Origin of the sequence: Sulfitobacter faviae (genome assembly GCF_029870955.1) — a bacterium.
GTDB classification, from domain to species: domain Bacteria; phylum Pseudomonadota; class Alphaproteobacteria; order Rhodobacterales; family Rhodobacteraceae; genus Sulfitobacter; species Sulfitobacter faviae.
Genome location: NZ_PGFQ01000001.1, coordinates 156366 through 169227 on the forward strand (window position 1 = coordinate 156366; position 12862 = coordinate 169227).

Genomic DNA, 12862 nt, shown 5'->3' on the forward strand with positions numbered 1-12862 from the left:
GGAACCCCCGCGGCGTCAGTCGTTGGACTGTAGATAAGATAATTGCTGCAGACGAATGGAGGGACCCATGCACGGAATTTTCTACCTCATCGGCCTGATCGTGGTCGTTCTCGCGATCCTGAATCTCGTATTTTAAAGGAGGTCACCATGCCCGACAACAACACCACACAGACCCAAAGCGCCGCCGCCAAAGAGCAGGCGACCGCTGCAAAAGACAAAGCCGCCGCTGCCGCGAGCAACGCCGCTGAATCCGCCAAGGCGCAGGCCCGCGACGTCGCCGACACCGTGTCCGCCGAAGCGACCAACTATGCCTACCAAGCGCGCGACACCGCCGCTGACGAGGTCAAAGGCGTGGCCTCTGCCCTGCGCACCGCGGCAGATGAATTGCGCAGCGGCTCTCCGCAGGAGCGTAGCTTTAGCCAGTTGGCCGATGGTCTCGCCGATGTCTCTGACACCATGCGCGACAAGGATCTGGGCGAGATGATGGGCGACCTGAACGGTTTCGCCAAGCGCAACCCGCTGGTCTTCCTCGGTGGCGCGGCCCTTCTGGGCTTCGTGGCGACCCGTTTCGCCAAAGCCTCCAGCGATCGGCCTCAGGGCGGCTACGGCGGCACCGGCGTCGAATATGACGACGACGACCGCATCGACCGTCCGATGACCGGCACGCCGCCCACCGGTGCTGCCAGCACCGTGCCCGGCCGCACCGCCGCTCAGCCGACAACTCAGCCTGCCGCGCCCAACGTCGTTACAGGAGATAAAGTATGACCACCGAAAGCAATAAATCCGCCGGGAGCCTGCTGACCGAAGCACTCTCCCACGTCAGTTCGCTGATGCGCAAAGAGGTCGATCTGGCCCGCGCCGAAGTGAATGAGAACCTGAAACATGCGGGCGTGGCCATTGGCCTGATCGTCGGCGCCGTGGTTGTGGCCCTCACCGCCCTGAACGTGTTGAGCGCCGCCCTCGTGGCCGCCCTGACCGAAGCTGGCATCGCCGCCGGTTGGTCCGCCGTGATCGTGGGCGTTCTTCTGGCCATCGTCGCCTATGTGATGATCCAGAAAGGCACCAATGATCTGAAGCTCAGCAGCCTTGCACCGAGCCGCACCGCCAAAAACGTCAAGCGTGACGCAGAGACCATGAAGGAGGTCTACGATGACAAATGACTCCAGAAACCCCGAAGAAATTGAACGCGAAATCGAGCGGGAGCGTGCCGGTCTGGCCGATACGCTGGACGATCTGCAAGACCGCTTTTCGGTCGAAGGCATTGCGCGTCAGTTCTCTGACCAGTTCCGCGAGCATGGCGGCGACTGGGGTCGCTCCATCTCTGACGCGGCCAAGCGCAACCCGGTCGCATTGGCGCTGACAGGAGCGGGCCTTGCGTGGATGATGTTCGGCAGCGGCAACAGCCGTGACCGCCGCGGCTACGAAGGTTTGGACCGCGACCGCGCACATCCCGTGCCGGTACCGGTGACAAACACCGAAAACCGCCCCGCCGTGCGCGGCGCGCGTCGTTCCTCTGCCCCCGCAAGCGCCTATGCCACCAGCTATGGCTCCGAACGCGGCGCTGCCGATGATGTGCCCGCATGGGCCCGTGACGTGCATCACGACGACGATGATGGCCGCGGCTTCGGCGATCGTGCCCGCTCTGCCGCAGGCAGCGTGAAAGGGGCCGCAGGCTCCGCCGCGAGCGGTGTCTCCGGTGCCGCAGGCTCTGCCGCTGGCAGCGTCAAGGGCGCTGCAAGCTCGGCTGCCGGGCGTGCCCGCTCCGCCGGTTCCTCGGTCGCCAGCGGCGCCCGCTATGCCCGTGACCGCGCGTCCTATGGCACGCGTTCCGCCGTGGACAGCATCCGCAGCACCGCCAGCGGCGCGGCCCACAGCGTACGCGACAGCGCCAATGCCGCCAATGAGCGCGCCCATGCCCTGCGGGACCGTCTGTCAGAAGGCACCGAAAACATGACCGCCGAAGCGCGTGAGCGTATCGTGATGGCCCGTGCCCGCGCCGTGGATGCGTGGAACGCCGGCGGTCGCTATGCCCGTCAGGGCGGTGAGCGTGCCTCGGACATGTTCGAAGAGCATCCGATGGTCGCCGGTGCGCTGGCCCTCGCAGTGGGTGCCGCAATCGGCGCCGCCCTGCCCCGCAGCCGCACCGAAGACGCCTATATGGGCGAGCACAGCGATGCGCTCTTTAACGAGGCCGAGCGTATCTACGCGGAAGAGCGTGACAAGCTGGGCAAGGTCGCCAAGGCCGCGACGGATGAGGCAGGCAAGGTCTTGAAAGAGACCAAAGACAATGCCGATGCCGCTGCCGACGAAGAGACCGCCGCCGATGCCGCCGTGAAAAAGGCAAAGGAAAGCGGTCAGCGCGTCGCGGACGCGGCTAAAAGCGAAGCCGACAAGCAAAAGCTCGGCGACGTGAAGAGCTAAGCCAAGCCACGCCCGCTCCCGACCTCGGGGGCGGGCATATTTTACGATACGAAATTAACGTCAAAGGACCAGATATGGCGCGCGGACGGAAAGCGGAAACGCCGATGGAGATACCGGCCCCCGGATGGAAAGACATCCTATTGCGGGTCAAGGATGAGATCGCCGCCGATCATGTGTCGCTTGTCGCCGCCGGTGTCGCCTTTTACGCGCTGCTGGCGATTTTCCCTGCCGTGACCGCTCTGATGGCGCTCGCCGGATTGGTAATGGAGCCCGCTCAGGTCACCGCGCAGCTTGAATCCCTGACCAACCTCATTCCCGAAGAAGCCGCCAATATCATCCTCGGCCAAGCCGTCGCCGTGACGGGGTCGGAAGAGACGGGTCTGGGCTGGGCCTTCTTGATCGGTCTGGCCCTCGCGCTCTACTCCGCGTCCAAGGGCGTGGGCAGTCTGATGGAAGGTCTGAACGTCGCCTATGACGAGGATGAGACCCGTGGTTTTGTCTCCAAACTGATCTGGACGCTTGGCCTCACCCTCATGTTGATCGGCGTGCTGCTCTTGGGCCTTGCGGCCACGTTGGCTGTGCCTGCTGTGGTCGCCTTTCTCGCCCTGCCCGATTGGGTCGAGACGCTGCTCACCTACGGCAGTTGGGTGCTGCTTGCCGCACTTACCGCGCTCGCGCTGGCCGTGCTCTACCGCTACGGCCCTGCCCGTGACGATGCGGAGTGGAAATGGCTCACCCCCGGCTCCATCATCGCCTGCATCTTGTGGATCGTCGCCTCTATCGGGTTTTCGATCTACGTCAGCAACTTCGGCAGCTACAACGAAAGTTTCGGCAGCATGGCCGGGGCGATCATCCTGCTGATGTGGCTTTGGATCTCAGCCTTCATCGTGCTTCTGGGGGCTGAGTTCAACTCCGAGATGGAGGCCCAGACCCGCAAGGACAGCACCACCGGCCCGGATGAGCCGATGGGCCAACGCGACGCGGTCAAGGCCGATAAGCTGGGCCGCGCGAAGGGCAAATAGGAGAATTCTCATGGCACCGCGCGCACTTTGGAAAGGTCAACTTCGCCTCTCGCTGGTGTCGATTCCGGTCGAGATATTCTCGGCCACCAAGACCAGTTCCAAAGTCTCTTTTCGGCAAATTCACAAACCCTCGGGCAAGCGGGTCCGCTATGAGAAATCCGTGCCCGGCATCGGCCCGGTCAAGGCCGAGGATATCGTCAAAGGCTATGAGGTCGGCAGCGACGAATATATCCTGCTCGACCCGATGAGGTGGATGAGATCAAGCTAGAGACGAAAAAGACCTTTGAGTTGGTCCAATTCGTCGATGCCTGCGAAATCTCTCCGCTCTATTTCGACAAACCCTATTACATCACCGCTTCCGACGATCTCGCCCAAGACGCCTACCGCGTGGTGCGCGATGCGCTGCGCCAGTCTGGCAAGGTTGGTTTGGGGCAGGTCACCATGCGCGGCAAGGAATATCTGGCCTGCGTCAAACCCTGCGGCGACGGGCTGTTGATGGAGACGCTGCACTATGCCGATGAGCTGCGCGAGGCGGATCAGATCTTCACCGATATCGAGGACGACAAGACCGACAAGGAATTGCTCGATGTCGCGACTTCGCTCATCGACAAGAAAACCGCGCCCTTCGACGCCTCCGCCTATACCGACAAATATGCCGAGGCGATGCAAAAGCTGTTGGATGCGAAGGTGAAGAACAAAAAGACCCCGCGCGTGCAGACCGGGGATGACAGCGCCGCCGAGGGCGAGAATGTGATCGACCTTATGGGCGCGCTGAAAGAGAGCCTGAAAGAAGCGGGCGGCGGAAAATCCAGCGCCAAGAAAAAGGCGCCGCGTAAGAAAGCCTCGTGATGGCCAAATCCCCGACAGGCTGGCCAGCTACAACGCCAAACGCGATTTCGAGGCGACAGCCGAGCCGCGCGGCCAGATCGGCAGCGGCGCGGGGCAAAGCTTTGTCGTTCAGAAACACGATGCCACCCGCCTGCACTATGATTTTCGCCTTGAATGGGAGGGGGTGCTGCTGAGTTGGGCCGTCACCAAAGGCCCCTCCCCCGACCCGTCGGAAAAACGCCTTGCCGTGCGGACCGAGGACCATCCGCTTGACTATGGCGGCTTTGAGGGGACGATCCCCAAGGGGCAATATGGCGGCGGTACGGTCATGCTTTGGGACCGGGGCACATGGATGCCGCAGGGCGATGTGCCAAAGGGGCTGAAAGACGGCAAGCTCAAATTCACGCTGCAAGGCCAGCAGATGCAGGGCGGTTGGACGCTGGTGCGGATGCGGGGCCGGGAAAAGCGCGAGAACTGGCTGCTGATCAAAGAGCGTGACGACTATGCCCGCGATCTGCCCGATGGGCTGACCAAGGGCACCGCCCGGTCGATCACCACGGGCCGCACCATGGCCGAGATCGCCAAAGACGCCCCCGCCAAAGAGGTCGCCGACCCACGCCCCAAACGCAAAGGCAAGAACCCCGCTTTCGTCAAACCCCAGCTTGCCACCCTCGTCGCCGACGCGCCCGAGGGGGACGGTTGGATGCATGAGACCAAGTTCGACGGCTACCGCTGTCTGGTGTCCCTCGGAAAGAACGGCACGCGGCTTTTCACCCGCTCCGGCAAGGATTGGACCGATAAGTTTGGCGCGCTTGGGGCCGCCTTCGATCCGCTGCCCTGCGACCGGGCGCTGTTGGACGGAGAGGTCATGGCGGCCAAGATCAACGGCTCGGCCTTCTCTTCGCTGCAAAAGGCGCTGAAAGAGGGGCATCCGCTGGTCTTTTACGCCTTCGATCTGCTGTCGCTCGACGGGGAGGATTTTCGCGACGCGCCGCAGATGGACCGCCGCGCGCGTCTGGCGCAATTGCTATCCGGCGTGCCCGCAGGCGGGCCGCTGCGGCTGAGCGAGCATGTCATCGGTCATGGTCCCGAAGTCTTCGACCGCGCCTGCAAAGCCGGGGCTGAGGGGATCATCTCCAAACGCGTTGACGCGCCCTATTCCAGCAGGCGCAGCAAAAGCTGGCTCAAGGTCAAATGCACCCGGCGGCAGGAATTCGTCATCATCGGCTATTCCCCCTCCGACAAAAAGGGCCGCGCCTTTGCCTCGCTCCTGCTGGGCAGCCATGAGGGCGGCGAATTGCGCTACAAGGGCCGCGTCGGCACGGGGTTCTCTGAGGAGGTGATGTCCGACCTCGCCCGCGCCATGACCGCCCGCAAGACCCCGCCCGCAGCCGATGTGCCCGCGGAGGTGGCGCGAGATGCCAAATGGGTCCGCGCTGATCTGGTGGCCGAGGTCGACTTTGCCGAGTTTACCGCCGATGGCGTGATCCGGCACGGCAGTTTTCTGGGCCTGCGCGAGGATAAGGCCGCGGGCAGCGTGACCTTGGAGGAACCGCAAGAGGAGCCTAAGATGGACAGCGACAGCAAGATCGGCGGCGTGCAGATCAGCAATGCCGACCGCAGGGTTTTTCCCGATGCGGGCTGCACCAAAGGCGATGTGGCACGGCATTACGAACGTGTCGGGGAGCGGATGATCGACCTCATGGGCCACCGTCCGCTGTCGCTCTTCCGCTGCCCTTCGGGGATCGACGGGCAATGTTTCTTTCAAAAACACGACAGCGGCGGGATGCCCGACGCGCTGTCACGCGTCTCGATCGAGGAAAGCGATGGCGACGCGGCGGATTACCTCTATGCCACGCGCCCCGAAAGCCTGATCGCGGCGGCGCAGATGGGCAGTTTGGAGTATCACATCTGGGGCGCGCGGGTGGATCGGTTGGACCGCCCCGATCGGCTGGTCTTTGACCTCGACCCCGATGAAGGGTTGGACTGGGCCGATGTCCGCGCAGCAGCGTTTGAGCTGCGCGATGCGCTGGCGGCCCTCGGCCTGCAATCGGGGGCCATCGTCACCGGCGGCAAGGGCGTGCACGTCTGGCTGGCCCTGCGCCGCACGCGCGGTTGGGAGACGGTCAAACTTTTCGCCAAGACCTTTGCCCATGTCATGGCCGCGCAAGACCCCGACCGCTATGTCGCGACCATGTCCAAGGCCAAGCGCAAGGGCCGGATTTTCATCGACTGGCTGCGCAATGAACGCGGTGCTACGGCCATCGCGCCCTACTCCCTTCGCGCGCGCCCCGGTGCGCCGGTTGCCGCGCCGGTGACTTGGGAGGAATTAGAGACGCTCGACAGCGCCAATGGCTTCCACATGGGCGATATGGCCGCGCGGCTGGACCAGCCCTGCCCGGCACTGGCGGTGCAGGAGGATCTGCAATCGCTGACCGATGGGGTGATCGACAAGTTGCAGGAATGGTCTGAAAGGTGAGGCAAGATTGGCCGCGAGGGTGCGCGGCCAATTTCGTTTCACTGCCCGAGCGCTTGGCCCAGATCAGCGCCAAGGTCTTCGACATCCTCGATCCCGACCGACAGACGCAACAGCCCCTCGGGGATCCCGGTATGCGGCTCGATCGTGTGCCGATGCTCGACAAGGCTTTCCACCCCGCCGAGCGAGGTCGCGCGGTGGAACAGTTGCAACCGCCCCGCCGCTTTCAACGCCGCCTCGGCCCCACCTTTGACGACAAAGGACAAGAGCCCGCCATAGCCCCCGCGCATCTGCTGCGCGGCCAGCGCATGGCCGGGGTGGTCCGGCAGGCCGGGGTACATCACTTTTTCCACCTGCGGATGATCCGACAGAAATTCAGCCAAGGCCATGGCATTGCGAGACATTTCGCGCATCCTGAGCGGCAGGGTCCGCATCCCACGCGCCAATAGCCACGCCTCCATCGGGCCAATCACCGCGCCCGCCTCATTGCGGTCATCGCGGATCATCTGCCAACGCGGCGTCTCGGCGTCATTGGTGGCGAGCGACCCGGCCAGAACATCGGAATGGCCGTTGATCCCCTTCGTCGCCGAATGCATCACGATATCCGCGCCATGCTTCAACGGGTGGCTCAGCACCGGCGAGGCTGCGGTGCTGTCGACCACCAGCGTCGCGCCGACCTTATGCGCGGCGGCAGCGGCCCCGGCGATATCGGTGATCCGCAGCCACGGGTTCGACGGCGTCTCGATCAGGCAGAGGTCAGGCTTTTCAGCGCGGCACAGGGCGGCAAAGGCGTCAAGATCGCTTGCCTCCACCTCATGCAGCGCGATCTGCCGCCGGGCGCAGAAATCGCGGATCCATTTCGTCGTGCCCCAGTAAATCTGGCTTTGCACCACCACGCTCGCCCCATTGGGCACCGTGCGAAAGACCGCCGCGATGGCCGCCATGCCCGAGGGGAAGATCAGCGTCTCGTCGGCCCCTTCGAGCGCGTTCAGCAGACGCTCCGCCACGCGGGTATTTTCGTTATGCGAGCGCAGATAGACGTTGTTGGGATTGACCAGATCGTAATTCTCGTCCCGCAGATAGGTGGTGGCGAATTGCACCGGCGGCACCACCCCGCCTGACGCGGGATCGACGGCGCCCGCGGCTTGGGCCGCGATGGTGGCAGGGTGCAGGTTCGGTTTGGGGGGCTGGGCCAAGATATGTCTCCGACAGGGGTTTTGCACAAGTCGTATACAAAGCAACAACCGGGGGCAAATGCGATCACGCGCAGTGCTTTCGCGTCACGCTTGGGTGAGCGCGCGGCCCCGGCCCTTGATCCGCCCGCTAGAGATGTCACCTTTAGCCCAAGCAAATTGGAGAGCCTCATGGCCATCGAACGCATCACCTTTCCCGGCCTGGGCGGCACGGAACTCTCCGCACGGCTGGACATGCCGGAGGGGCCGCATCTGGCGACCGCGCTTTTCGCGCATTGTTTCACCTGCGGCAAAGACAGCCCCGCCGCGCGGCGCATCGCGGGCCGTTTGGCGGCGATGGGGATTGCGGTACTGCGCTTTGACTTCACCGGGCTGGGGCATTCCGAGGGCGATTTCGAAAAGACGTCGTTCTCGTCCAACGTCAATGATCTGCTCGCCGCTTGCCGCTATCTGTCGGGCCGTGACATGGCCCCCGCGCTTTTGATCGGCCATTCACTGGGCGGCGCGGCAGTGCTTAAAGCCGCCGCACAACTGCCCCATGTGAGCGCTGTCGCCACGCTCGGCGCGCCTTTCGATCCGGCCCATGTGACCCATAACTTTGCCGAGAGCCTGCCCGAGATTTCGGAAAATGGCAGTGCCGAGGTCAATCTCGGTGGGCGGCTCTTTACCATCAGTCAGGGGTTCATCGACGATCTGCAGGGGGCCACGCTCGCCCCCGATATCGCGGGGCTGAAAGCCGCGCTGCTTGTGATGCATGCGCCGCGCGATGAGATCGTCAGCATCGACAATGCCGGACAGATTTTCATGACCGCGAAACACCCCAAAAGCTTCGTGACCCTCGACGATGCCGACCACCTGATCACCCGCCCACGCGACGCCGAATATGCGGCAGAGATCATCGCCACATGGGCGGATCGCTACATGGAGCTGAAATCCCCCGCCCCGCCCCCCGGCGCGCCGGAAGGGATCGTGCGCGTGACCGAAGCGGATGCCGACGGGTTCTTGCAAGACGTGAACGCAGGCCCGCATCACCACGCACTGGCGGATGAGCCGCAGGCCTATGGCGGCACCAACCGCGGCATGTCGCCCTATGGGTTTCTGTCTGCCGGATTGGGGGCTTGCACCTCGATGACCATCCGCATGTATGCCCGGCGCAAGGGCTGGCCACTCGACGGCGTGAGCGTGGATGTCTGCCACGACAAGGTGCATGCGCAGGACGCATGCACCGGCGCGGCAGAGAAGATCGACACTTGGCGGCGGCGTATCCGGCTGGAGGGGGATTTGACCGAAGAGCAGCGTCAACGGCTCTTGGAGATTGCGGATAAATGCCCCGTGCATCGGACGTTGGAGCGGAGTTCGACGGTGGTGACAGAGCTTCTGTGACGACGGTGACTTTACCACCCCGGCCCGGAATCACGCCGCAGACGCCGGGCCATCGCCTGACCGCCCGCCATACTAAAGGCGTGCCGGTATATCTGGCGCACCTTTGATGCGACCGGGCAGGTGCTGGCCCTCCCCCCTCAGACTTGTCCTTAACCCCAAGTCAGTCTATGCCGCCCTTGACCCATCCCCTGTCCTAAAAAGGTGCGCGCATGATCCCCCGCTACTCCCGTCCCGATATGGTTGCCGTCTGGTCGCCGGAAACGAAATTCCGCATCTGGTTCGAGATCGAGGCCCATGCCTGCGACGCCATGGCCGATCTGGGCACGATCCCGCGCGAAAACGCCGACGCCGTGTGGAAAGCCAAGGATGTCGAGTTCGACGTGGCCCGCATCGACGAGATCGAAGCCGTGACCAAACATGACGTCATCGCCTTCCTCACGCATCTGGCCGAACATGTCGGCAGCGACGAGGCGCGTTTCGTGCATCAGGGGATGACCTCCTCCGACGTGCTCGACACTTGTTTCAACGTGCAACTGACGCGTGCCGCCGACCTGCTGCTCGACGGTATGGACAAGCTGCTCGCCGCGCTGAAGAAACGCGCGCTTGAGCATAAAGACACCGTGCGCGTGGGCCGCAGCCACGGCATCCACGCAGAACCCACCACCATGGGCCTCACCTTTGCCCGTTTCTATGCCGAGATGGACCGCAACCGCGCCCGCCTCGTCGCCGCGCGTGAGGAGATTGCCACCGGTGCGATCTCGGGCGCTGTCGGCACTTTCGCCAATATCGACCCGCGCGTCGAAGAGCATGTCTGTGAGAAACTGGGCCTCAACCCCGAGCCGATTTCGACCCAAGTCATCCCGCGCGACCGTCATGCGATGTTCTTTGCCACGCTCGGCGTCATCGCCAGCAGCATCGAAAACGTCGCGATCGAGATTCGCCATATGCAGCGCACCGAGGTGCTGGAAGGGGCGGAATTCTTCTCCATGGGGCAAAAAGGCTCCTCGGCCATGCCGCATAAGAAGAACCCGGTTCTGACCGAGAACCTGACCGGTCTGGCCCGCCTCGTGCGCATGTCGGTGATCCCGGCGATGGAGAACGTGGCGCTTTGGCACGAGCGCGACATCTCGCATTCCTCTGTCGAGCGCGGCATTGGCCCCGATGCCACCGTGACGCTGGACTTCGCCCTGCACCGTCTGGCGGGCGTCGTCGACAAAATGCTGATCTTCCCCGATAACATGCTGGAGAACATGAACAAATTCCCCGGCCTTGTGATGAGCCAGCGGGTGCTTCTGGCCCTGACCCAAGCGGGTGTGAGCCGCGAAGATGCCTATTCCATGGTGCAGCGCAACGCGCTGAAGGTCTGGGAAGAACGGCTCGATTTCCGCGAATTGCTGCTGGCCGATGAAGAGGTCGTCGCGGCCTTGGGCGAAGACGGCATCAATGAGAAATTCGACATGGGCTACCACACCAAACATGTCGACACGATCTTCAAGCGCGTCTTCGGCGCGTAACACGCGGATCGTAACGCTTTGAGATTGGCGCGGGTGGGTGTACCCTATCCGCGCCTGTCAAAGGAGCAAACGACATGAAACTCGCACTGACACTCGGCGCCCTCATGGCGCTCACGGCCCCCTCCCTCGCCCTTGCTTCGGGCTGCGTTCATGACAAACAGGTCATGACCTGCGCCGAGGGGATGAAACTCGACATCAGCAGCGGCACCTGCGTGCCGGACGCCACCGCCTAAGCTTTCCATCGGCGGCAAAGTACAATGCCCCCTGCCCGGGCCTCTGACGGCTGACCCCGGCCTATGCCGTCCGGCATGGCTTGTTGCGCGCGTCAGCGCAGGCTATGTCAGGAAAAGTTTAACAGCCTGTCAGAGCCCATGTCGGACCCAGCCACCAAAGCCAAAAAGCCCTATCCCTTCGGTCGCCGGGCCCGGCATTACCTAAGCAACCTGCTGATCGTCGGCATCATCCGCACGGCTTTGGCCCTGCCCTATAAGACGCGGGTCGGCTTTGTCGGCGGATTGGTGCAGCATGTTCTGGCCCCCTCGCGGGCTACCGCCGCCGGGCGCTGGACAATCTTGAGCATGTCTGGCCCGAGATGCCGCTTGCCCGACGTGAGGAGATTGCCACCCGCTGCCTCAACAATCTCGGGCGGTCTTTTATCGAGAATTACTACGCCGAGGACTTTCCCAAACGCATGGCCGAGATCGCCCCACAGGGGCCGGGCATGGCTGCGCTGGAAGAGGCCAACCGCACGGGCCAGCCGGTGATCCTCGTGACCGGGCATTACGGCAATTACGAAGCGGCGCGGGCCTCCCTCGTGGCGCGGGGCTATGACATCGGCGGCCTCTACCGCGAGATGAAAAACCCCTATTTCAACGCACATTACGTCAAAACGCTCGAAGCCTTTGGCGGGCCGGTGTTTCCGCAAGGGCGGCGCGGCACGGCGGGTTTCGTGCGGCATCTGAAACAGGGCGGTCGGCTGGTGCTGCTGTTCGACCAACATGTCATCCGCGCGCCGATCCTCGACTTTATCGGCAAGCCTGCCCGCACCGCCATCTCGGCGGCGGAACTGGCGCTGCGCTATGATGCGCTGCTGATCCCCTTTTACGGCATTCGTCAGGACGATGGCGTCAGCTTTGACGTGGTGCTCGAAGCGCCGGTGCCGCATAGCGATCCGATGACCATGACGCAGGCGCTGAACGACAGTCTGACCGCGCAGGTCACCAAGACGCCGGAACAGTGGTTCTGGGTGCACCGCCGCTGGCGGCCCCACGAAACCTAACGCCGCGCCTTACTTGGCTCGCGCGGCGGCAAGGATCGCCCCCGGGCCGCCCTGCTCTTTGCGCTGAACGATGACCACGACGGGCAGATCGCCCTCAGCCTCGGCACGCAGTGACAGCGGCGCCGCCCCGTCCCAGTCCGCCAAGACCTGCCAGCCCTGCACCACGTTGCTGTGCTCCATGACATGGCCCGCGTTTTCCCCCGGGTGACCTTGGTCCGCTCCATCGGTGAATAGCGCAGCATGTGGACTTGCATTGGCCCCACGCCTTTGGCCAAAGGGTCTGCCGTGATCTCAACCGCACCGCCTGACCGCGCGACCGTCAGCGCCACCTGCGGCGCGGCCTCTGCATGACGTTCGACCGCGTCCATCAGTTTCATCGGTTTCGCGCCGACGATATCGGTCTGCCCCTGCACGATCAGCTCAGGCGTATAAACGCTGCGCCGCCCGCCGACCGCGGCATAGCCGCGCTGACGCTCGGCATGGGCCGGATCGCCAAAGGGATCCTCCCAGCCGATGTAGTCCCAGTAATCCACATGCAGCGCGAGCGCGATGATATCCTCCCGCTCGGCCAATTCGGCGAGCATCGCATCGGCATCGGGGCAAGAGGAACAGCCCTGAGAGGTAAAGAGTTCGACCACCACAGGCTGCTCCTGCTGAGCCTGCAACGGCGCGGCCAGCAGCGAAAATGCGGCAAGGACGGGAAAAATCAGGGGCTTCATAAAATTCCAGACGGATCAATATCGCGG

Annotated in this window: 11 protein-coding genes and 1 pseudogene; 10 read left to right on the forward strand and 2 right to left on the reverse strand. The window is 63.6% G+C overall.

What is annotated here, in order from left to right; all coding sequences use genetic code 11:
* Nucleotides 1-147 precede the first annotated feature (147 nt).
* From CUR85_RS00875 to ligD, 6 genes and pseudogenes are all read left to right on the forward strand, one after another.
* A complete protein-coding gene (locus CUR85_RS00875; protein ID WP_067266352.1) occupies nucleotides 148-765 on the forward strand; it encodes a hypothetical protein in 618 nt (205 codons plus the stop codon).
* Nucleotides 762-1160 (forward strand): phage holin family protein, encoded by a 399-nt coding sequence (locus CUR85_RS00880; protein WP_067266354.1) that lies wholly within the window; start codon nucleotides 762-764, stop codon nucleotides 1158-1160. Before CUR85_RS00875 ends, CUR85_RS00880 begins: the two co-directional genes overlap by 4 nt.
* Nucleotides 1150-2421, forward strand: a complete 1272-nt coding sequence (locus CUR85_RS00885; RefSeq protein ID WP_067266356.1) for a DUF3618 domain-containing protein — start codon at nucleotides 1150-1152, stop codon at nucleotides 2419-2421. Before CUR85_RS00880 ends, CUR85_RS00885 begins: the two co-directional genes overlap by 11 nt.
* Before the next feature lie 74 nt (nucleotides 2422-2495).
* Complete coding sequence (locus CUR85_RS00890; RefSeq protein WP_067266359.1) at nucleotides 2496-3443, forward strand: YihY/virulence factor BrkB family protein; 948 nt, start codon at nucleotides 2496-2498, stop codon at nucleotides 3441-3443.
* Between the two features lie 10 nt (nucleotides 3444-3453).
* Nucleotides 3454-4292 (forward strand): annotated as a pseudogene (gene ku, locus CUR85_RS00895) (non-homologous end joining protein Ku).
* A gap of 7 nt (nucleotides 4293-4299) precedes the next feature.
* A complete protein-coding gene (gene ligD, locus CUR85_RS00900; RefSeq protein ID WP_425520150.1) occupies nucleotides 4300-6750 on the forward strand; it encodes a DNA ligase D in 2451 nt (816 codons plus the stop codon).
* 38 nt (nucleotides 6751-6788) lie between these two features.
* Here the strand turns inward: ligD and CUR85_RS00905 are convergent, their stop codons facing one another.
* On the reverse strand, nucleotides 6789-7943 hold the full coding sequence (locus tag CUR85_RS00905) for a trans-sulfuration enzyme family protein (RefSeq protein ID WP_082852104.1): 1155 nt from the start codon (nucleotides 7941-7943) through the stop codon (nucleotides 6789-6791).
* A gap of 168 nt (nucleotides 7944-8111) precedes the next feature.
* On the opposite strand from CUR85_RS00905, the gene CUR85_RS00910 reads away from it, so the two are divergent.
* The 4 genes from CUR85_RS00910 (at nucleotide 8112) to CUR85_RS00925 (ending at nucleotide 12116) form a co-directional block, all read left to right on the forward strand.
* Nucleotides 8112-9323: a bifunctional alpha/beta hydrolase/OsmC family protein gene (locus tag CUR85_RS00910; protein WP_280321082.1), complete on the forward strand. Its 1212-nt coding sequence runs from the start codon at nucleotides 8112-8114 to the stop codon at nucleotides 9321-9323.
* A gap of 209 nt (nucleotides 9324-9532) precedes the next feature.
* Entirely contained in the window at nucleotides 9533-10837 is a 1305-nt protein-coding gene (purB, locus tag CUR85_RS00915; protein WP_067266366.1) for an adenylosuccinate lyase, read from the forward strand.
* A 74-nt stretch (nucleotides 10838-10911) separates the two neighbouring features.
* On the forward strand, nucleotides 10912-11070 hold the full coding sequence (locus CUR85_RS00920; protein WP_162931827.1) for a hypothetical protein: 159 nt from the start codon (nucleotides 10912-10914) through the stop codon (nucleotides 11068-11070).
* A 281-nt stretch (nucleotides 11071-11351) separates the two neighbouring features.
* Nucleotides 11352-12116 (forward strand): lysophospholipid acyltransferase family protein, encoded by a 765-nt coding sequence (locus tag CUR85_RS00925; RefSeq protein WP_425520151.1) that lies wholly within the window; start codon nucleotides 11352-11354, stop codon nucleotides 12114-12116.
* Here CUR85_RS00925 and CUR85_RS00930 read toward each other — a convergent pair.
* Complete coding sequence (locus CUR85_RS00930; RefSeq protein ID WP_343245395.1) at nucleotides 12113-12835, reverse strand: DUF1223 domain-containing protein; 723 nt, start codon at nucleotides 12833-12835, stop codon at nucleotides 12113-12115. The genes CUR85_RS00925 and CUR85_RS00930 overlap by 4 nt on opposite strands.
* Nucleotides 12836-12862: the final 27 nt, after the last annotated feature.